Annotated in this window: 15 protein-coding genes and 1 tRNA gene; 6 read left to right on the top strand and 10 right to left on the bottom strand. The window is 49.9% G+C overall.

The genetic code is table 11. The annotated features are described in order from the left end of the window. Position 1: 1 nt before the first annotated feature. From F459_RS0103905 to F459_RS0103880, 6 genes are all read right to left on the bottom strand, one after another. Positions 2-4,285, bottom strand: coding sequence for a 2-hydroxyacyl-CoA dehydratase (locus F459_RS0103905; RefSeq protein WP_020611428.1), 4,284 nt, complete (start codon positions 4,283-4,285; stop codon positions 2-4). Positions 4,286-4,479: 194 nt separating this feature from the next. Next, complete coding sequence (locus tag F459_RS0103900; RefSeq protein WP_020611427.1) at positions 4,480-5,328, bottom strand: carbohydrate ABC transporter permease; 849 nt, start codon at positions 5,326-5,328, stop codon at positions 4,480-4,482. Position 5,329: 1 nt separating this feature from the next. Then, the gene (locus tag F459_RS0103895) at positions 5,330-6,256 is read right to left on the bottom strand and encodes a carbohydrate ABC transporter permease (protein ID WP_020611426.1); all 927 of its coding nucleotides are present in this window, start codon (positions 6,254-6,256) and stop codon (positions 5,330-5,332) included. A 77-nt stretch (positions 6,257-6,333) separates the two neighbouring features. Continuing rightward, the gene (locus F459_RS0103890) at positions 6,334-7,617 is read right to left on the bottom strand and encodes an ABC transporter substrate-binding protein (RefSeq protein ID WP_020611425.1); all 1,284 of its coding nucleotides are present in this window, start codon (positions 7,615-7,617) and stop codon (positions 6,334-6,336) included. A gap of 107 nt (positions 7,618-7,724) precedes the next feature. After that, a complete protein-coding gene (locus tag F459_RS0103885; RefSeq protein ID WP_020611424.1) occupies positions 7,725-8,390 on the bottom strand; it encodes a response regulator transcription factor in 666 nt (221 codons plus the stop codon). Positions 8,391-8,395: 5 nt separating this feature from the next. Continuing rightward, entirely contained in the window at positions 8,396-9,622 is a 1,227-nt protein-coding gene (locus F459_RS0103880) for a sensor histidine kinase (RefSeq protein ID WP_245540067.1), read from the bottom strand. 100 nt (positions 9,623-9,722) lie between these two features. On the opposite strand from F459_RS0103880, the gene F459_RS0103875 reads away from it, so the two are divergent. From F459_RS0103875 to F459_RS0103865, 3 genes are read left to right on the top strand one after another with little or no spacing between them, the layout of a single operon-like run. Further along, positions 9,723-10,547: an SDR family NAD(P)-dependent oxidoreductase gene (locus F459_RS0103875; RefSeq protein WP_033301225.1), complete on the top strand. Its 825-nt coding sequence runs from the start codon at positions 9,723-9,725 to the stop codon at positions 10,545-10,547. Positions 10,548-10,551: 4 nt separating this feature from the next. After that, on the top strand, positions 10,552-11,745 hold the full coding sequence (locus F459_RS0103870) for a radical SAM protein (RefSeq protein ID WP_020611421.1): 1,194 nt from the start codon (positions 10,552-10,554) through the stop codon (positions 11,743-11,745). 3 nt (positions 11,746-11,748) lie between these two features. Beyond that, a complete protein-coding gene (locus tag F459_RS0103865) occupies positions 11,749-12,663 on the top strand; it encodes a hypothetical protein (RefSeq protein WP_020611420.1) in 915 nt (304 codons plus the stop codon). Here the strand turns inward: F459_RS0103865 and F459_RS0103860 are convergent. Beyond that, positions 12,644-13,840: a tetratricopeptide repeat protein gene (locus F459_RS0103860; RefSeq protein ID WP_020611419.1), complete on the bottom strand. Its 1,197-nt coding sequence runs from the start codon at positions 13,838-13,840 to the stop codon at positions 12,644-12,646. The genes F459_RS0103865 and F459_RS0103860 overlap by 20 nt on opposite strands. A 22-nt stretch (positions 13,841-13,862) precedes the next feature. After that, positions 13,863-15,050: a sensor histidine kinase gene (locus F459_RS0103855; protein ID WP_020611418.1), complete on the bottom strand. Its 1,188-nt coding sequence runs from the start codon at positions 15,048-15,050 to the stop codon at positions 13,863-13,865. Between the two features lie 123 nt (positions 15,051-15,173). On the opposite strand from F459_RS0103855, the gene F459_RS0103850 reads away from it, so the two are divergent. Further along, positions 15,174-15,247, top strand: a tRNA-Ile gene (locus F459_RS0103850). A 212-nt stretch (positions 15,248-15,459) separates the two neighbouring features. Here F459_RS0103850 and F459_RS0103845 read toward each other — a convergent pair. Next, positions 15,460-16,377 carry an alpha/beta hydrolase family protein gene (locus F459_RS0103845; protein WP_020611417.1) on the bottom strand — a complete coding sequence of 306 codons (918 nt, stop codon included), beginning with the start codon at positions 16,375-16,377 and terminating at the stop codon, positions 15,460-15,462. A 347-nt stretch (positions 16,378-16,724) separates the two neighbouring features. Here F459_RS0103845 and F459_RS0103840 point away from each other — a divergent pair, with 347 nt between their 5' ends. Both F459_RS0103840 and F459_RS0103835 read left to right on the top strand, forming a co-directional pair. Continuing rightward, complete coding sequence (locus tag F459_RS0103840) at positions 16,725-18,203, top strand: methyl-accepting chemotaxis protein (RefSeq protein WP_020611416.1); 1,479 nt, start codon at positions 16,725-16,727, stop codon at positions 18,201-18,203. Positions 18,204-18,703: 500 nt separating this feature from the next. After that, on the top strand, positions 18,704-19,585 hold the full coding sequence (locus F459_RS0103835; protein WP_033301203.1) for a DMT family transporter: 882 nt from the start codon (positions 18,704-18,706) through the stop codon (positions 19,583-19,585). Between the two features lie 8 nt (positions 19,586-19,593). Here F459_RS0103835 and F459_RS0103830 read toward each other — a convergent pair whose 3' ends face one another. Further along, positions 19,594-20,115: a type 1 glutamine amidotransferase domain-containing protein gene (locus F459_RS0103830; RefSeq protein ID WP_020611414.1), complete on the bottom strand. Its 522-nt coding sequence runs from the start codon at positions 20,113-20,115 to the stop codon at positions 19,594-19,596. Positions 20,116-20,126 lie beyond the last annotated feature (11 nt).

Genomic DNA, 20,126 nt, shown 5'->3' with positions numbered 1-20,126 from the left:
TTTAGGCCCGCTCTTTATCCTCCTGGCTTGCCACATTCTCCGCTTCCAGTTTCTTAAAAGCAACCGAAAGCATCAATTTGATGCGGTTGAGCTGATTCACCTCGCTGGCCCCGGGATCATAATCGATGGCGGCAATATTGGCCTGCTCATAGCGATTCTTCAGCGCCTTGATCATCCCCTTCCCTGTTATCTGGTTCGGGAGGCAGGCAAAGGGCTGCATACAGATCACATTGTCGGCACCGCTTTCAATCAGCTCGATCATCTCACCGGTTAAAAACCACCCTTCCCCCATCTGAGTACCGAGGCTTACCACCGGTTTTGTTCGGCGGGCAAGCTCATAGATCGTAGGAGGAGCATGAAAATGAACACTGCGTTTAAGTTCCCGTCTCATCACCTTTCGAAAACGTTCGAGATAACGGATAAAAAGTGCGGAGAAAAACTCTTTTTTTCTGCTGCCAGAAAGGTGGGTGCGTGCAAAGTGCGCCGTATGGGCTGTATAGAGGAAGAAGTCGTAAAGATCGGGCATAACCGCCTCGGCACCCTCATGTTCCACGACCTTGATCACCTGGTTGTTGGCCGTTGGATGAAACTTGACGAGGATCTCGCCGACAAGACCAACCTTCGGCTTTTTGATATCCAGCAACGGCAAACGGTCGAACTCTCTGACCATCTTCCTGGTGTTTGAGTGATAGCGCCAGGTGGAGGCCCGTTTAAGAGAATTCTTACAGATATCTTTCCACTTGTGGTATAAGGCCTCGGCACTTCCGGGTTCAGCCTCATAGGGTCTGGTCCGAAGGAGCATACGCATGAGCAGATCTCCGTAGACAAGCCCCTGAAAGGCCCGCTTGGCCAGTTTCGCCGTAAGGGTAAAGCCGGGATTCTTCTCCATACCGAGGGCGTTGAGACTGATAACCGGAATATGGGCGAGATCAGCATCCTCCAGAGCCTTTCGCAGGAAGCCGATGTAGTTTGTGGCACGACATCCCCCTCCTGTCTGCGTCAAAAGCAGGGCAACCCTGTTGGGATCATACTTTCCGGACTGGATGGCATTTATCAACTGCCCCACCACAATGATGGAGGGATAGCAGGCGTCGTTGTTCACATATTTAAGGCCTACATCCACGGCTTCGTGGTCCACCTCAGGCAGGACTACGAGATTATAGCCGGAATGCGAGAATGCGGCCTGAATGATATCAAAATGCATGGGAGCCATCTGAGGAGCGAGAATAGTGTAGGTCTCCCGCATCTCCTTGGTAAAGAGTACCCTCTCCCGTTTTTCCTTCTCGTGGAGAACGGGAATCGCGCCCCTGTCCCGCTCGTCCATGACAGCCTTGAGACTACGAAGCCTTATCCTGGCAGCCCCCAGCTGATTCCCTTCATCGATCTTGAGAACGGTATAGATCTTGCCATAACCGTGGAGAATTTCATGTATCTGGTCGGTGGTGATCGCATCGAGACCGCAGCCAAAACTATTGAGCTGAACGAGTTCAAGCCCCTTGGTCTTTCCGACAAAGGTTGCCGCAGCGTAAAGCCGGTTGTGATATACCCACTGGTCGACAACCCGCAGCGGGCGCTCGATTCGTCCGAGATGCGCCACGGAATCCTCGGAAAGGACAGCCATCCCCATCTGGATGATGAGATCGGGAATTCCGTGATTGACTTCGGAATCGACATGATAGGGACGGCCGGCAAGAACAATGCCCCGGATGTCATGTTCCCGGATATAACGCAACGCACGTTCGCCCTCTTTCCGAATATCCTCTTTCGTACGCTCCTTCTCGGTCCAGGCAGCCTCAACCGCAGCGGAAATGGCACGAAGAGAGTGCCCACGGTGACGTAACTCCTTCCAGAGCCGGAGCTTGAGGCGATGCTTATGATCCATGGAGAAATAGGGATTCAGAAAGGGAACCCCTTCTTCGTTGAGCCCCCCGACATTATTTTTTATCACCTCCGGGTAGCCCGCGACGATGGGACAGTTATAATGATTAGTCGCTTCCGGGTCCTCTTTCTTTTCGTAGGGAACCGACGGATACCAGATAAAATCGACCTTGCGTTTTTCAAGATTGACGATATGGCCATGCATAAGCTTGGCAGGATAGCAGACCGATTCCGCAGGGATGGTGTCCATTCCCTCCTCGAAAAGCCGCTTGTTGCTGCTGCGGGAAAGCTCAACCCGATAGCCAAGTTCTGTGAAGAAGGTAAACCAAAAGGGGTAGTTTTCGTAGGTATTTAATCCCCGGGGGATACCGACGGTAGCTTTCGCCTTTTCCTTGGTGATGGGAGTATAGGCAAACAGACGCTGTTCCTTGTAGGCGTAGAGATTAGGGAGATCTTTGCTTCTCTCAAAGGCCTGCTCCTCACCGGCCCCCCGCTCGCACCGGTTACCTGAAACGAAACGTCGGCCGTCGGAGAAACGAGAGATGGTAAGGCGACAGTTGTTTGCACACTTTCCGCATCGATCCATGCTGGTTTCAACGGTGAAACTCTCCAGTTCGTCTCTTCCAAGCATCGAACTCTTACAGTCCTGGACAGAACGCTCACGGCTGATCAGAGCCGCCCCGAAGGCCCCCATGATACCGGCAATGTCGGGGCGCACGGTCTCTCTTGCACTAATCAGCTCGAAGGCCCGCAGGGCCGCCTCGTTATAAAAGGTTCCACCTTGGACAATAATCTTCTCACCAAGGTCCTCGGGATTCTTGATCTTGATCACCTTGGTCAGGGCATTCTTGATGACCGAATAACAGAGTCCGGCGGAAATATCGCCGACGGTCACGCCCTCCTTCTGGGCCTGTTTGACCCGGCTGTTCATAAACACGGTACAGCGGCTGCCGAGGTCCACGGGCTGCTCGGCGAGAAGAGCCTCTTTCGCAAAGTCCGCCACCGGCATACCAAGGCTGATGGCAAAGGTTTCAATAAAGGAACCGCATCCGGAAGAACAGGCTTCGTTCAGCAGGATCTCATCGATGACACCGTCACGGATACGAAGACATTTCATATCTTGTCCGCCGATATCGAGAATAAAATCGACACCCGGGAGAAAATGCTCGGCCGCCTTGTAATGGGCGACGGTTTCGATCTCGCCGATATCGATTTTGAGGGCCGCTTTGAGAAGGGACTCGCCGTAACCGGTTACCGTGGAACATGAAATCTCCACATCATCGGGCAAGAGGGCGTAAAGGTCACTCAACATGCCAATGCTGCTTTTCAGGGGAGAGCCGTTGTTTCCGCTGTAAAAGGACCAAAGGAGTTGTCCGTCATCGTCGATAAGGGCGGCCTTGGTGGTGGTACTGCCTGCATCGACACCCAGATAAGCTTTTCCGTGATACTCGGCCAAAGGCGCCCTGGCAACACTATGCTTCGCATGCCGCGCGCGAAACTGCGCAAGCTCCTTCTCATCATAGAACAGGGGACGAAGACGATGGACCTCAAAACTGGTGGCCGAACGCAGTCCGGGAAGCTTCTCCTTCAACTCACGGAAGGGAAACGGTTCTTCTTCATCGGAGGCAAGAGCGGCCCCGATCGCCACAACGAAACGGGCGAGTTCCTCCGGGAAGACGACCTCCTCAGGAGTAAGCTTAAGGGTCTCGATAAAGCGCTTACGCAGCTCGGGCATGAAGGAAAGCGGTCCTCCGAGAAAGGCGACATGGCCCCGTATCGGCTTTCCCTGTGCAAGGCCACCGATTGTCTGATTGACCACCGCCTGAAGCACCGATGCGGCGATGTCTTCCCTGGCCGCGCCCTCGTTCAAAAGGGGCTGAATATCGGTCTTTGCAAAGACACCGCACCGTGCCGCTATGGGATAAATGTGTGAGTGGCGGGACGCCAGTTCGTTCAGGCCGTCGGCATCAGTTTTCAAAAGCACCGCCATCTGATCGATGAAGGCCCCCGTACCTCCGGCACAGCTACCATTCATGCGCTGGTCGACGGTACCCTCGAAGTAGGTAATCTTGGCATCCTCACCGCCGAGCTCAATGGCGACGTCGGTCTGAGGAAGAAATGCCTCGATAGCACCGGTGGAAGCAATAACCTCCTGAACAAAGGGAATGCCGAGCCACTCGGCAATGCTGATTCCCGCCGATCCGGCAGCTTTCAAGGTGATGTTTCGATCTCCGAATTGCTCGTAGGCCCGTTCAAGGAGAACAATGAGGCTCTCTTTAATATCCGAACGGTGACGGGCATATTCCTTATACAAAATGGTATTGGCTTGATCCAGAAGGACGATTTTCACCGTCGTAGAGCCAATATCCAGGCCTATTTTGACTATATCACTACTCTTGTCATTCATTACCATATTCCTTTACTGGAATCTGAATCATATATATTATCAAAAAAGCAAACAATAAACAGTACCCAGGGCCGATAAATCAAAGCTTTTACCCCTATCTGTATATGAGAAATATTATATGATATGACAACTATAAATAAGAGAGGATGGCCCGAATCTTCAACAAAAGGGGAAGAATTCGGACCTCCTGAGAGCTATCCCTTGACTGCTCCTGCAGTCAGGCCTTCCACAAACTGCCTGGACATCGCAAGATAGAGGAGAAGAATGGGAAGAGAAGCAAGAGTTAAAACCGCGAGGATTCTCGACCAATCGGTCTGATACTGGCCGAAAAGGGTCGTCACCCCCAAAATGACCGTTTTCTGGCTCTCCTTGTTGATGAAAATGAGCGGAAACCAGAGGTCGTTCCAGATAGGAACGAGGTTGTAGATGGCAACCGAAGCCATGGCAGGCTGAATCAGCTTCAATACGATCTTGTAATATATCTGTCGCGGTTTGGCCCCGTCAATGAGGGCGGCCTCGGTCATCTCGATGGGGATATCGCGAATAAACTGGGTCAGAACGAGAACGGCAACGGGAATACCCATCGCCACATAGATCGGCAAGAGACTGAAAAGGCTGTTCATAAGCCCCATTTCATTGATCATTCGCAAAAGGGGAATGCTGCCGATCCGAATCGGGATCATCATACCGGCGATCATGAAGGCATATAACCATCGTGACAGCTTGGAATTCCAGCGGGCGATGGCATAGGAGGCGAGACTGCCGAGAAGCAGAATCAGCATCAGTGAGAGAACGGTTATCAATATGCTGTTGAAAAAATAGCGCCCGAACTGGTGCCCCTTCAACACTGCCAGGTAGCTGTCGAAACTCCATAAGGAAGGGAAACCAAAAGGGTCTTTATAGATATCGAGCCGTTTTTTAAAAGAGTTGATTACCATGGTCCAGACCGGAAAGATAACCATCAACGACCAAAGACTTAGCACGAGATAGGTAATTCCCCGTCCGGTGCTCCCCAGTTGTCTATGTTTTGTTGTGTTTTTCATGTCAGGCCTCATCTTGCTTAACAGTGATATGACGAATCAGGGCCACCCCAATGATCAGTACCACAAAGGTAACGGTAGCCACTGCCGCTCCCATTCCCCGATCGGGGATACCGATGGGATGCTGTCCCGCAATACCGGTTCGATAAAAGAAGGTCCCGAGAATATCCGTCGAATAATCGGGAGCACCATTTACATTCTCCATGGCAAATACAACATCAAAGGCGTTGAAGTTGTTCACAAAGGTGAGAGTCGAGACGACCCCCACTGTGGGCATGATGAGAGGCAATTTGATGTTGGTAAAGACCTGCCACGGTGAAGCTCCGCTTATCGCGGCAGCTTCGTACAATTCATCCGGGATATTCCCCAAGGCGGAAATAAAAAACATCGTCGGGATACCAACCCACTGCCAGGAAGAAACCAGCGAAATAACGACCAGGGAGACTCCAGGGGTGCCGAGCCAGGGGAAATTTGCGTGCTCGGATCCGAGGGCCTTAAGAACAAGGTTAAAGGCACCCCACTGTGGATTCAGAATCAGCTTCCAGAGATAGCCTGTAACGATAATGGCCAGGGTAGCGGGAATAAAAATGATCGTTTGATAGAATTTGCGCCCCTTCAAATGTTTGTTTTGCAGGAGGTTGGCAAACAACATCCCCAGAACATTCTGAACCAGCATGTGGATGGCGAAAAAGATAACGGTATTTCTGAAGGCCGAGAAATAACGCGTGGAAAGTTCCTCTTCGGTAAAGAGACGAACATAGTTGTCAAATCCCACGAAGGTTTGAATCTGAGCATGATTGCCCGTCATGAAGCTGGCCAGCATGGAGCTGAAAAGGGGATAGGCAAGAAATACAAGATAGACAAGCAAAGCCGGGAGAATGTAAAGAAACCAGGAAAAGGGTTGACTCCGCCCTTCAATATATCGCTGCATAACAGATCCTTTCGAAAACGGCCCGGAGAGGCAAACCACTCAACCACTCCGGGCCGCTGAAGTAACGCAACAGCTCCTTACCATTTCTGGGCAGGAGGATACCATTTAGCCAAGCCTTCCTGGAGATTATCGGCAGCCTGCTTGGGAGTGATTCGTCCCGTAACGACACCGATCGAACCTTCCATCATCAGGTTATAGCCGGAGGGATCTCCGCCAAGCAGTTCCGGCCAGGCCCATCTGACATCGAGCTGACGCCCCTCGTTGAGGGAAAGGAACTCTTTTGCATGAAGATCTTCGATCTCGACGGCGATATTGCTCATCGGAAACATCCCCATAGGAAGGTTTTCTGCCAAAACCTGTGCACCCTCGGGAGAGCCAAGCCATTCGAGGAAGATTTTAGCCTCTTCAGGGTACTTTGTGCTGCTGTTTATGGCCATGCCCGCATCGGGATGGAAACAGATATAATGCACTTTCTGTCCATCGGGAGCCGGAGGAGCAAAAACGCCCCAATCAAAATCCACATCGCTGAAGGTGCCGAGGGTCCAGGAGCCATCGAAATACATGGCGGCCTGTCCGGTGGCGAAGAGGGCATTGCTGTCGTTGTAGGTCAGAGCCTCAAAACCTTCCGGCAGGTAAGGGGCCAGTGAAGCCATGGCCTGAAAAAGGGCAACTACTTTCTTGTCGTTGAAAGGGGTTTTGCCCTCGTCGTATGCAAGACGCCCTTCTCTTCCGCCGATAAAGTTGGGGGCGAGATTCATAAAAACAACCTCGTTGATATCCCACTCGTCACCAAGGGAATTCGCAACGGGGATATAGCCAGCCGCCTTGATCTTTTTGCAGACGGAGAGAAAATCGCTCCAGCTTTCGGGAATCGAAAGACCCAATTCCTTAAAAATATCTTTGTTGTAAAAAACTCCATGGGATACTGCGGTGAAGGGAATGGCGAAATTCTTGCCGTCCTTTGTCATCCAGGGAGCCCGATTGCCTTCGCTGTAGGTTGTATCAAGGCCGGGAAGCGAGGTGAGATCGCTTAGATAACCATCTTCGAAAAGCTGAATCCCGGTGGCATACGAACGGGCATACATGATATCCGGCCCCGTACCGGATTCCAGCTGCAGCCGCAAGGTTGCATTGTAGTCCGGCGGATTGGTCGGCTGAAAGAGAATCTCAATTCCCGGATGGGTTTTGGTAAATTCGGCCAAAACAGCCTCCATCTGGGCGACGTCATCCATCCTCCACGACCCCATTCGCAGAACAACCTTTTCCTTGCCAGAATCGGCGCTCTCCTGATCACCGGAAGCAAAAACGCCGACAGTGACAAGGGACAATAAAAGCAGAAAAGCCAAACATCGTTTTTTCATCGTACCCTCTCCTTTTTCATATCGAAAATTTTATCATAGTATCGGATGGGGTAACGCCTGACCACAAGTTACAAATGTAAGCAAAATGTACTCAATTCTGTCCCTTTTTACAGCTCCTGTATCTTCTTGATTACTTCCATCCGATTCGACACGTTCAGCTTAGAATAAATCACGCTGATATAATTACGTATTGTCTGATAGCCTACATGGATTTTTTCGGCGATCTCCATGTTTGTCATATCCATGGCAAGGTATTTCAGCACCTCTTTTTCCCGCCTCGTGAGGAACTTGTAGGAACTATCATCTTCATCCAGGCAGCGTTCCGCTTGCTCATCCTCGGCCTTTTCATCCCCACCCTGGCGGCATAAGCGGTCCGCCACCTCGGTCGAAAGGAAAACACCGCCCTCAGCCGAGAGCAGGATATACTGGATAAGCAATTCGGGTTTAAGATTCTTGAGCAGATAGCCGTTTATCCCCAGCTTGATGGCTTCCTGGACCTTATCCTTCTCCTCGAAGGTGGTCAGCATGATGATGTTGACATCGGGCCGCTCGGCCTTAATTCTCGCCGATGCTTCGATTCCGTCCATCTCAGGCATGCTCACATCCATCAAAATAACATCGGGTCGACACGTTGCCGCCAAGCTGATCGCTTCGAGGCCGGAAGAAGCAAGGCCGCACACCTCGATCTCTTCAGAAAGGTTCTCCAGAACGATTTTAAGACTTTCCAGAAAAAGGAGCTGATCGTCAACCAACAAAACGCTTACCTTATCCACAACTATCAATCCTCTGTTATGGGAATCTCGGCACGTACGGTAAAGCCCAGGCTTAAGGCAGAAATTTTCAGCACACCGCCAAACATCTCGATCCGTTCCCGCATACCCTTGATACCGATCCCTTCACGGAAGCCCCGGCTATTGGTGCCATTGTCCTTGACCACCACAACCACACATCTGCCCTCATGTTCACAAAGGATCTCTATTGCATCTGCACTGCTGTGAAGATAGGTGTTGGTCATACACTGCTGAATGATATGAAAGATGGTCTGATTATAACTTCTGGGCAAGCGGGAAAAAAACTCATCCTTCCTAAACTGGACATCGATATGCGAAAAATTCTTGAACTTGGCAATCAGTTGCTCGACAAGGAGATTGACATCTTCCTGATCAAACTCCTGATCCCGAAGTTCACCCAAGGCAGCCCTGGTCTTCGACATTCCACCGTTGATCTCATTCTTGGCCTTCTCCAGTAATTCGTCGACCACAGGAGAATTCTTATCCTTGATGCTCATGGCCGCCTGCACCAACATGAGCTGATTTGTCATTGCGTAGCTGATGATATCATGAACTTCCCTGGTGATATATTGCTTTTCGATCTGAATCAGTTCCATGGCGTTCTGCCGTGAGATATGCTGATAGTCGAAAGAGTTGTTCGTCAGTTCGTCGAGGGCCCTGTTGTACTTTCTGCTGCGGATCTCCTCATAATGCAGACGGTTCATCACACGCTTCAAAATCGACAAAAACAGGGTGAAGACGACGAGGATAAAGGCGGCGAAAATCATATTCTCCATCGAAGGGGCCGGTACCTGTGTAAACCAGAGGCTGTATGGAGCCTGAAGCATTAAGGTAACGACAATGATGATCAGGGCGATCTTCTCTCCGTAAAGATCTGAAAAGGAAAAAACCAAGATGGTAATGAGATTAATCCCAAGAATAATTTCGATATCGAGATGAGGCCCCAGAGGGTATCCGATAAGAAAAAAAAGCAAGACGTCAATAAGAAGAATAACCTGTTTTTTCCCACTATCGATTTTTAGATTGATAAGGATTGAAAGCAGGGCAGAAGCGGCAAGAAGGAGATAAAAGGAAAGGTGCCAGTGAATCCGCAGGTAGTCAACATGTTGCTCCTGGACCCCGAAAAAAAGGCCGGCACCCATATGCGATAAAAGAGAAACACCAATGAGAAAAATCGCAAATAGCCTTTCACGCCCCATCTTTTTTTCATGCATTGCACCCATTGTATTGTCAAAGCCACAAAACAACAAGAATATCATATTGATAGTAACCGGCGCCCTTGTTTATTCCGGCCTCAGATCGTATATTCTCTTCATGGAAAGCACCCAAAAAGGATACGCCTTAATAACAGGAGGGGGGTCCGGGCTTGGTCTGGAAATGGCAAAATTGCTGGCTGCCCGATCCTATCCTCTTATTCTCTGCGGACGAAGGAAAGAGGTTCTTGCTTCAGGGGCACAAGAGTGCCTTACATGCGGCGCTCCGAAGGTTAAGATCATACCTTGCGATCTCGTCGAAGAGGGGGCAATAGAACGGCTTGCCGAAGAGGTTTCCGCCCTCTGTACCGAGGAAGATACGCCGCTGGAGATATTGGTAAACAATGCGGGAAGAGGGCTTTTTGGTCCTGTGATCAAACAAAACAAAGACGACCTCGCCGCAATGATCAAATTGAATATAGAGTCCCTAGCAAACATGTGTCGGCTTTTTGTACCGATGCTAACGGATAGAGGAAAGGGAAACGTCCTGAATGTCGGCTCCCTTGCGGGAGGACAGCCGATGCCCTTTTTCGCCGGCTATGGTGCGACAAAAAGCTTTGTTCACACCTTTACTCTTGCCTTGCGGGCGGAGTTATACGGCAGCGGAGTTTCCGTCACCTTGCTGGAGCCGGGATTCATACGAACAGGATTCGATGTAGCTGCCGGAATCGAAAGCCAGAAGTACCGCAGCTTTTCATTTCGGAAGGGGATGTCTGCCGACCGAGTTGCGCGCTCGGCGGTCAGGGCGCTGCTTGCCGGAAAGGCAAGGGTGATACCTGGCTTCGGCAACCAAATTTCGGCATTCTTCGGGGCATTGCTCTCCGACACCTTTCTTGCGACAATTATGCGAATTTCAGTTATGGGCCTTACCGGCAAAAAGGAATAGCATCATGAAACATAACTTCTCGGTTGTGCCGGAGGTACTGCTGAAAGATCCGGATATGGCAAAACTGCTTGTCAGCGGTTTCGGCAGGAAGAAAAAGGCTGCAATAGTCGACCGAAGATTTCATCCCGAAACCAGTAACGAGATGAGTCTCCTGACCTTTCGGATCACCCCTCTCTGTAATCTGCGTTGCGTTATGTGTAATCAACGTGGAGAAGCCGGTGTTTTGAAAGGTGATTACGCGATCCAAGAGGCAAAAAAGCTGGTCCCGATCGAGCGCTATAAGCGGCTTATCGATGAGGTATCCCCTCATAAGCCGCTTTTTTATGTCTGGGGTGGTGAGCCATTTATCTATCCGGATATCATGGAGTTCGGCAGGTATGTCGTTGAGAAAGGAAATCTTTTAAGCGTCAATACCAACGGAACCTTTCTGAAGGCACGAGCCGAGCAGATCGTCAGGGACAGGTGGCACGCACTTTTCGTCAGTCTCGACGGCTTTGAAGATATCAACGACACGATTCGTGGGTCCGGTTCCTACAAAAGGGTCGTTGAAGGTTTTGCAGAAATCAACAAGCAAAAAAAGTTACAAGGAAGCAATCGCCCCTACATGGGCATCGTCACCACCATCAGCCGGCTTAACTACCAATACCTCGACAAACTGGCCGAAGCGGCAAGGGATTTCGGGATCGCATGGCATATCATCAATCTCGGAACATACACAAATAGCAACATCATCGGACAGCATAAGCGTTTTGTGAAAGAGAAGCTTGATACCGATATCCATTGCCTGGAGGGCTTTGCCAACGGATACAACGAAGGGATCGATGGAGAGCGCTTTGCAGAGGTACTGAAGAAGGTCCATTCGATGAAAAATGGCTACCCCATCATCACGGTCCCTGCAATCAAGCCGGAAAAAATCGGCACCTACTATTCACAACTCGAGCAGCCGGTCAGGGACCAATGCGCCATTCCCTGGTTCCAGGGAAATATAGATTACAACGGCGATGTCTATTTCTGCAGCGACTATCCCGACTACGTCCTTGGAAATATCATGGAGGAAGATTCCTTTTATCAGATCTACAATAACGAACGGGCAAGAAAATTTCGCCATGTTTTGAAAGAAAGCGAAAAGGGGTTGATGCCCGGGTGTGTACGTTGCTACCAAAATATGCTTTTTGGAAAAAAGATTATAGGATACTAAGCCATGGATGTTCCGAACCGTATCAGCAAGCAACCTGCTGTTTTGGGAGCCCTCATCTTCATGACTCGAAAAAAAAGCTTCAAGGCCGCCTTTCGGGTCGTACACGTCATAGTACGCCACTTTTTTCTGCCTCAGTTTGCAAGAAAGTTCCGGTTGGTCAAAACCCCTGTGGTCAACGTCGACCACCCGCTGGATAGAAAGATCCCCTTTTCTCCAAAACAGGTAAAGCTCTACCTTTCATTTACCCATCTCTGGATACGTTCCCTTCTTTTTCTCTATCGGGAATTCGGTGAAGTAGTACTCCAGGATATCAGTGATTATGTGGATGGGATCAGCGAACTCTATCTCGAAAGCGCAAAGATCTATCGACGTTGTATGTCGACCACCGACCGGCCGCAACATGTTGGCGGTCTCTATTTCAGACTGATACATCTCTCCGACCCTCACCTTCTCTGCGTTCCGAGCCTTCATGTCGAGATTGTGAGCTACAATTTTCACAAAATCTGTGACATTATCGATCGATACGCCAAAGATCCGACGCTCTACGAGAAGGAAAAGCGTTATCTTTGGGAACAGGCAATCTCCATCACCGACAGCATCCTTTTTCTAAAACAGCACAGCGTGAACTGTGTGGCGGCAGGCCTTTTCGTCCTCTCATCGGGCAAAAGCCGCGTTTCTCCAGAACTTGCCCGAAAGGTAATCACCAACCTTTTATCGAAACCGGATAACGGTATCGGGGCAGCGGAGGAGATCCGGAACTACATCTTGGCTTTGTACAACCGATTCGAAAAAGAGGGGGAAAAAAACCCCGTCGACAAGGTGCTGCTCAATTTCCTTTATACCTACGATCGTAACGCAGCTGCCGATACCCAAAACAACGAGAAAAGCGAAAGCAAGGTTAAAGTCCAAGTTTCCTGACTACAGTCCGCCGCAACAAGAGGGCAGCTTCGTCATCAGGCACAAGCCTTAAAGCGTTATCGCAGCAACTCAGAGCCTCTTCCGTATCCCCAAGATCATACAAAGCCCGTGCCGAGCCCAGCAACGATTCAAAGTGGTATGGATTTATCTCCAAAGCCGTTGAAAATGCCTTAAGGGCTTGGCCGGGCCTACCCGTTACCCGGTATAAAATCCCAAGGTAGTAGTGGGCTTTTCCCCTATGTCCCTCCAAAGAGAGGGCCGCAAGAAAATCCTCTTCGGCCCCGGCGTAGTCGGCATCGGCGAAGCGGGCCATGCCGCGATGCATAAGGGTTATAACCCGGATCTCCTTAGACAAGGGGCCGGCAAGGATCTTTCCATAGAGAGCCACGGCCCCGCCGTAATCTCCACTATTGTGAACCTGCAAAGCGTGTAAAAGCAACTGGTCTAAATCGTCGATATTTTCATGGGAAGGAAGATTCTCCATCATCGTTAGAGGAGAAGTTCCGGAAAGTTCTGTTTTGACCTGGCGTTCGAAGGTTTCCCTTCGATGCCTGAGTTCCCTGTTTAGCTTTCTTTGATAATCGCGAACCTCCTGGAAAATGATATCGGAAAGCGACAGGGTCGCATTGAGGGCTGCAAGTTTACGTTTCAACGGCTCATCGAAGGGACTGAAGCTCCCTTTATAGACCAGCTCATGCTCAACCTCGGCCCAGGCATCCTGGAGGATCGTTCGTATCTGAATTTCACAAACCTGTCCGGAATCAAGACGTATATTTAAATGGATAGAACGATAGCCAAACTCACAAAAGCTCTGTTCCTCTCCTTTACGTTCAACTTCAAAGACTGAAAAACGGCCACGTACAAGCCGCTCTATATCCGTAACAGACTCAAGAAAAGGTGTTAAGATACGAACACCGACAAGGTCCTGAATAAGCGTATCAATCTCTTGCTCGGATAAGCTTTCCACCGGCGTCGAAGCGAGTTTACGAAGAAGTTTTGCATAATAACTGTCGAAGGCCTTTATCCGGCCCTTTACCGTGGCTTTTATTTCTTCTGTCTGAAGCAGGTTTTTCAATTGTAATTCAAGGCCTTCACGCTCTTGTTCCAGACAAGGCAATCTCTTTCTATAAGCGACCTCAAGCCGTTTCCTGTCCGGATAAATAATCGGAACCTCCATATAAGCGCACCTCCAAGTAGAGTCACGGTAGAGGGAAAGCAACGATATTCTTCAATCCTCTGCCGTTCTCGCCCATCGATTGTTCCCAGTGCCCCTGAAGTTGAGCAGTCAGGGATTCCACCAAAACAAGCCCGAGCGAGGCCCCTACTCTGTCCGGTTTTGGTATTTCCGAACTGACCATGCCCCTGCCATCGTCTTGCACAATCAATTGGGCGGTCCGGTCTTCACACATAAAAGAAACATCTATTCGTCCTCCAGACAAGCCCTCAAAGGCGTGTTTAAAGGAGTTCATTACCAGCTCGGTCAAAATAATGCCAAGGGGAATAGCGGTCCCATCCTCAAAAAGGGCATGGTCGGCACGAAGAAGTGAGAGCATTATTCCGGAGTAGTCAGAACGAAAAGAATCGGCAAGCTCTCCCACCAGACGTTTCACATATGCTTCAAAACAAACCCGTTTTCCATCGCTACCCGCCTCGTGGAGCTGCTCGTGGATCAATACAATAGCATTGATCCTGTTGATTATCGGATACAGCAAGCCTGCCAGCTCAGGAGAAAGGAGTTCTCCCTGCAAGGCGACAAGGCTGGATATAAGCGAAAGATTATTCTTAATGCGATGATGGGATTCCCTGAGGATCAGATCCTTCTCCGTAAGGTTCTGCTGCAATTGCCGCTCCCTCTCTTTTCGCAACAGCAGGTGAACCACAATCTCGGCAAAGGTGCCGATACCGTTTCTATCCGGTTTCTGCCTCCCTTCATCAAATACCATGAAGAAATTCCCCAAAAACCGTCCATCATGGAACAGGCCGAGAGCCCATAGTCCGACTTCCCCGAAACGGGAAAAAAGACTATGTGCCATGGTATCCGACCCTCCACCGGTTTCGGCATTAACAGGGATGAGCTCGGAGGATGTAAAAATCTTACCAGCCGCATCATCAACAGGCCAAGATCGGCCGACAAAAGAGGGGCCGCAAGAAGGCACCGCACCCTCTGCAAGGGAAGAAGCGAAGGCCTTGGTTTCAATACAATGTTTATCTGCCACATATAGATTGAGGAAGACAGATTGAGCACCTGAAAGAGAGACAAGATCATGACCTACTTGTCGATAGTCGATCTCCCCTAAGGGAAATTGAAGATATCGTACCGCAAGCGAAGCAAAAAAATCCGACCGTGAATAAGCAGATCCACAGTTTTTATCATTAAGGTTTCTCATACGTAACTATGCGCAGGATCTCCCATTTCTTTTAGTGTAGTTCCCGATTGGTCAATCGTCAATGTCATCTCGTATCATCTCTTGACAGCCTGCAAAAGAGAAGGCTATGATAAGCCTCACTTCGGGCCTATAGCTCAGTTGGTTAGAGCATCTGACTCATAATCAGAGGGTCGCAGGTTCAAGTCCTGCTGGGCCCATAAGTAAATGTTGCTGTATTAAGTAGTTATCGCTATACTTCTTTAGTGTTAGCAGATTTGGGAACAGAATTGGCGCCATATCTGCCCGCAGTCGAATATAGTCCTCGAAGTGAGTACCAGATTGTTGTACCGGCTTCTGCTTCAAAACGACTGTTAGCTTCACTTAAGGGAGGTGCCGATACGCACGCAGTAAGCAGAGCCGTCGGGAACGTTCAACCAATTAGCCATGTTTCAATGTCTTTAAGAACTTTTTTTAATTCAGAAAATGATGAAGGACCATGTTCCATTTTGGGATAATAGTAGAAATCAAATAAATCTGAAATGTTTGAGTCTTCAATTATTCGTGTTGATTCAACTGGTGTCGACCAATCCAGTTCACCATGAATGAAAAGGATAGGGATTTTTATGTCTTTAATAAGTTCAATGGGCTCATACTCAAAAAAACTACTCCAGCGGATATATGGATGTCCTAGGTAATATCGATCGATAGCTTCGGGGTCCTTACTAATGGTGTCGGCCATCTCAATAACTTGACCGCAAAGTTCACGATATTGATCTGGCATTTCCACAGAAGAATCTCTTAAAATTTGAAATTCTTCCAGCTGGCTAAGACCTCCTCCACTCCAAATCACCATCTTGTCAATTTCATTTTTATATTCCAGATTCTTATAAATGAATGGTAACAGTGCTCCGCCTTCTGAGGCTCCAATCAAAATAATCTCATCAAAATTGTTCTTACGTAAGAAGCTGTCAATTTTTCCAGAATAACTTAGCCCAAGAGCTTGGACTGTCGACTTACTCAATACTTCAGGATTGTCCAAATATATTTCTCCTGGAGAAAAATCCAATTTCTCAGGGATAAGGATATTATAACTATCTCTGAAATGCTGAGAAAGAGGATTGGATAAGGTGGTTTCAGTCCATTTATGATTATGATCTTGTAAGCCTAAAACCGATTTATATCCACTTCCATTAATATAAATGATCAAAGAGTTGGATTCTTTATTTCGAATAAAGTAATTGTAACCTTCAGTTTCTGAAATGACCTCCATTCCTGAATAAGGAATTGTAGAACATGATAGTATAAATAGAACCATAATTATTATGGAAAAGAGCCTCAGTTGCTTCATGAAAAATACTCCAATAAATTCTCAAAAAAGAAATTGTATATAACTCACTTTATCATCACGAAATTCATGTAGATAACCAACAAAATGACCTGGGAGTATTATAATCCGACCATGAAAAGGGTACAACTCTTTTACATTCGTCTAAACTTGAGAAAAACACGGCCTGCAGCACATTCACGATGAGGGAAGCGGACAGGACAGAGCTCCCGGTTTTAAGGGTAATTCCCTGTCGCGCCGGAGCACGAAAAACCCAGAACTCCCTCTTGATCTTTGTATCCACTATGCCTAAAATTTATAATTGAGTTTAGTACCCGTGCAATCCGCACGGGTACCGTCGAGGAGAACGTATGTATCTGAAGCGTGCGAACCTTGGTACAGCCATTGGCTCGGCGGTCTCGGTTGCCCTTATGGGTGCGGGGATGGTACTGCATGAAGTCGCCGACATCGACTCGATCGTGCTGTCTATCGTTACCTTCGTCGCCGTCGGCGGGTCGGTAGCGACCACCGCACTGTGGGCAACCGGTGGCGCAAAGGACCTGAACCACTGGTACGAGCAAGTACTCGACTTCGTCTATCTGCCGATGTCGATAACCGACATGGACATGAAGTGGACGTTTATCAACGAACCGGTGAAGAACATCATCGGCGTGACCCGCGAGGAGGTGCTCGGTGAGCACTGCTCGCGCTGGAACGCCGATATCTGCAATACCGAAAAATGCGGAGTCATGATGCTTCGGCGTGGTTTGAGCCGGTCCTATTTCACCAACGAAGGCGTCAATCGCAATTTCCAGGTCGACACGACGTATCTCTACGACCGACGCAACAAGGAAAAGCGGATCGGCCATCTTGAGCTCGTCTCCGACGTGACGACGAAGGTGCGACTAGGGACCGCCGTGGATCAGCTCAAACTGTCGTCGCAAACACTCGCGTCGACGATCGAGCAGGAAGCATCCACCACTACCGAGATCTCGGCGACGGCGGAGGAGTTTGCTCAGAACATCAAGAGTATCTCCAGCAACACCGAACGGCAGTTCCGAACGATCGAAGAGACCGTCTCGGGACTCGAGGAGATGGCCGCGAGCGTCCAGTCCGTCGCAACCAACGCGGCAAAGGCATCCAGTGCGTCTCGCGAGAGCGTGGAGACAGCAGAAGCCGGCAGAGCCGAGATCGGCGAATCGGTTCGCGGAATCAAGGAGATCTCGGACAGTCTGATAGCGATCTCGGACGAGATATCGAGACTGAGCGACAAGGCAGCCGCCGTGGACGAGATTCTTCAGGTCATCAATTCGATCGCCGCACAGACCAACTTACTCTCGATGAACGCGGCGATTGAGGCAGCGCACGCCGGGGATGCCGGTCGCGGGTTCAGCGTGGTCGCCACCGAGATCCGCAAGCTCGCCGAAAACTCGCAGACGTCGTCGAAGGAAATCGAGCAGATTATCGAAGAGATCAAGCTCGACATCAGCAAGGCGCTCAATCTGTCGATCAGCGGTCGTGAGATCGCGACGAAAAACGCTTCGGTCGTCGAGACCTCGCTGGAGGCGCTCGGTCGGATCGTCAACGGAGTCGAGCTGATAAATGACATGCTCGCCGGCATCGAGACAACGACGAAGGAGCAGTCCTCGGCCAACTCCGACATCCTCAACGACGCGAAGAACCTGATGGCGATCTCCAACGAGATTCGAGACGCCGTAAACGAGCAATCTCAGGGCATCCAGCAGATCAGCGCCGCCCTCCAGACCCTTGCCGACGGCACGAGCCATACCGTGGAGTCCGCTGAGGGGTTGATGACGACGGCCAACGCTCTCGCACTCGCCGACGAATAGGCGTTCAGATCAGCGTCTTCGGGCGCTGTCACTGAGCCTGCAGATAGCGCCGCCCGGAGAGCACGTGCCACTTAATCATAGGAAAAACTATCTCCGAGCGCGACCGAAAAGCGGCTTTCCAGAGAGGGATTCGACTCAAAACACAGGGACAATCACGGTTTGGACGGTGCCGGAGGAACGGTCGCCGGCTATATGGGGCGTTCGGAAGTATCTGAATATAGACCTGTTGATTGACTTCGATCAGGAAGAACATCAGGTCTCATAAGTAAATTCTTTAGTTTGAGGCAAAAAGAATTTGCGCAAGATTATTGACACTACCAAAATCAATGTCATGGGGATGTCTCTTGGTGGGAACCATTGCATAAGCCCTCTTGAGGTCTAAAACTAAAAATGCGAGACTGGTTAAGTGCTATCGTGACTTTTTTCTTAGTTCATTTCGTAGATGTCAGAAACAGACATTGAAAATGCGATCATAAAACGAATTTTGCGATTGGAGAGCTATGGACCCAAGGAAAACTGCTGTATTGGCACTTTTCGCCGCCCCGATCCTTTGGGGAGGAGCCTTGGTTGCGGGACGCGTGGTATCGGCTGAGATGCCGCCGATATCGGCAGCCTTTGTCAGATTTGTGGTTACGACGACACTCCTTGCTCTTTTTCTCAGAATTCGAGGGGGAAAGCTGCCGAAGCCTGAGAAAAACATACTTCCTGCCTTGATCGCCGCGGGGATAACAGGAGTGGCCCTCTTCAATGTCTTCCTATTTTCCGCTCTTGCTACTGTCAGTGCCGGCAGGAGTGCCGTCATCATAGCAATGACTCCGGCAGTGGTGGCAATGATTTCCGCGATTATCTACAAGGAAAAGCATCAGAAACTCTTTCCTCTGGCGCTCATTCTTGCCTTTCTCGGAGCCGCAATCGTGATTTCCGAGGGAGATCCCTTTTCACTCTTTCGTACTCCTTCCGGCATGGGAGAACTTTTTATGATCGGTTGCGTCTTCAGCTGGGCGGCATACTCTTTCGCGGGAAAGCGTGTTCTTAAGAGTTTTTCGCCATTGCCGGCTATCATGTACAGCAGCTTTTTCGGAGCCCTGCTTTTGGCGATTCCCGCTTTTCTCGAGGGAGGTCTTCCCCGTGTTTTTACGGCTTCTCCCTCTGCCTGGGCCGGACTCCTTTACATGAGCATCGGAGCCGCCGGAGTGGCCCACGTTTTTTACTATTACGGAATCAGCAAAATAGGCCCCAGCAAATCGGCCATCTTCATGAATCTCGAACCGATTTCGGCCCTCTTTTTCGGTATGGTCCTCCTTGGCGAAGAGGTGACTATGCCCCTTGCGATTGGAAGCGTATTGGTCCTTTCGGGGGTAAGCTTATCAGTTAGAGAATAACGGATCGCCTATCGAACCGTCTTTTCTTGCAGAAGCTTTACAAGGGCCTTCAAATAGTCCGGTAAGTCGGGAGGTCGTCGGCTTGAAACAAGATTCCGGTCGACAACCACCGGTTCATCAAGCCAGACGGCTCCGGCATTTGTCATATCGTCCCGAATTCCGGGGGTTGATGTTACACGGTAGCCATTGAGAACTCCGGCGGACACAAGCACCCATCCGGCATGGCATATTTGGCCGACGACTTTTTCCTGCCTGAACATCGCCCTGACCGCATCGAGGACCTTGGGAAATCTCCGCAGCTTATCGGGAGCCCAACCACCGGGGACCAGTAGGGCATCAATGCTATCAGGATCGACCTCATCGAAGGAGATGTCTGCGCGTGCAGGAACTCCATATTTTCCATGATACTCGGCTTCCGCTTTTTCTCCGGCAAGCAAGACCGATGCGCCGGCCTCCCGAAGACGCAAAACAGGATACCAGAGTTCCAGATCCTCAAATTGGTCATGTACCAGTGATACTACATGTAGCATGGCATTTCCTC

The organism is Sediminispirochaeta bajacaliforniensis DSM 16054, from assembly GCF_000378205.1.
In the GTDB taxonomy this organism is placed as follows: Bacteria; Spirochaetota; Spirochaetia; order DSM-16054; family Sediminispirochaetaceae; genus Sediminispirochaeta; species Sediminispirochaeta bajacaliforniensis.
This window is presented reverse-complemented; position numbering and strand designations above follow the sequence as displayed.

Excerpts from the sequence above, each read along its gene's own strand:
- F459_RS0103870 (WP_020611421.1), top strand. The coding sequence starts at position 10,552 with ATGAAACATAACTTCTCGGTTGTGCCGGAGGTACTGCTGAAAGATCCG.
- F459_RS0103890 (WP_020611425.1), bottom strand. The coding sequence starts at position 7,617 with ATGAAAAAACGATGTTTGGCTTTTCTGCTTTTATTGTCCCTTGTCACT.
- F459_RS0103830 (WP_020611414.1), bottom strand. The coding sequence starts at position 20,115 with ATGCTACATGTAGTATCACTGGTACATGACCAATTTGAGGATCTGGAA.
- F459_RS0103895 (WP_020611426.1), bottom strand. The coding sequence starts at position 6,256 with ATGCAGCGATATATTGAAGGGCGGAGTCAACCCTTTTCCTGGTTTCTT.
- F459_RS0103875 (WP_033301225.1), top strand. The coding sequence starts at position 9,723 with ATGGAAAGCACCCAAAAAGGATACGCCTTAATAACAGGAGGGGGGTCC.
- F459_RS0103855 (WP_020611418.1), bottom strand. The coding sequence starts at position 15,050 with ATGAGAAACCTTAATGATAAAAACTGTGGATCTGCTTATTCACGGTCG.
- F459_RS0103840 (WP_020611416.1), top strand. The coding sequence starts at position 16,725 with ATGTATCTGAAGCGTGCGAACCTTGGTACAGCCATTGGCTCGGCGGTC.
- F459_RS0103865 (WP_020611420.1), top strand. The coding sequence starts at position 11,749 with ATGGATGTTCCGAACCGTATCAGCAAGCAACCTGCTGTTTTGGGAGCC.
- F459_RS0103880 (WP_245540067.1), bottom strand. The coding sequence starts at position 9,622 with ATGCATGAAAAAAAGATGGGGCGTGAAAGGCTATTTGCGATTTTTCTC.
- F459_RS0103860 (WP_020611419.1), bottom strand. The coding sequence starts at position 13,840 with ATGGAGGTTCCGATTATTTATCCGGACAGGAAACGGCTTGAGGTCGCT.
- F459_RS0103905 (WP_020611428.1), bottom strand. The coding sequence starts at position 4,285 with ATGAATGACAAGAGTAGTGATATAGTCAAAATAGGCCTGGATATTGGC.
- F459_RS0103845 (WP_020611417.1), bottom strand. The coding sequence starts at position 16,377 with ATGAAGCAACTGAGGCTCTTTTCCATAATAATTATGGTTCTATTTATA.
- F459_RS0103900 (WP_020611427.1), bottom strand. The coding sequence starts at position 5,328 with ATGAAAAACACAACAAAACATAGACAACTGGGGAGCACCGGACGGGGA.
- F459_RS0103835 (WP_033301203.1), top strand. The coding sequence starts at position 18,704 with ATGGACCCAAGGAAAACTGCTGTATTGGCACTTTTCGCCGCCCCGATC.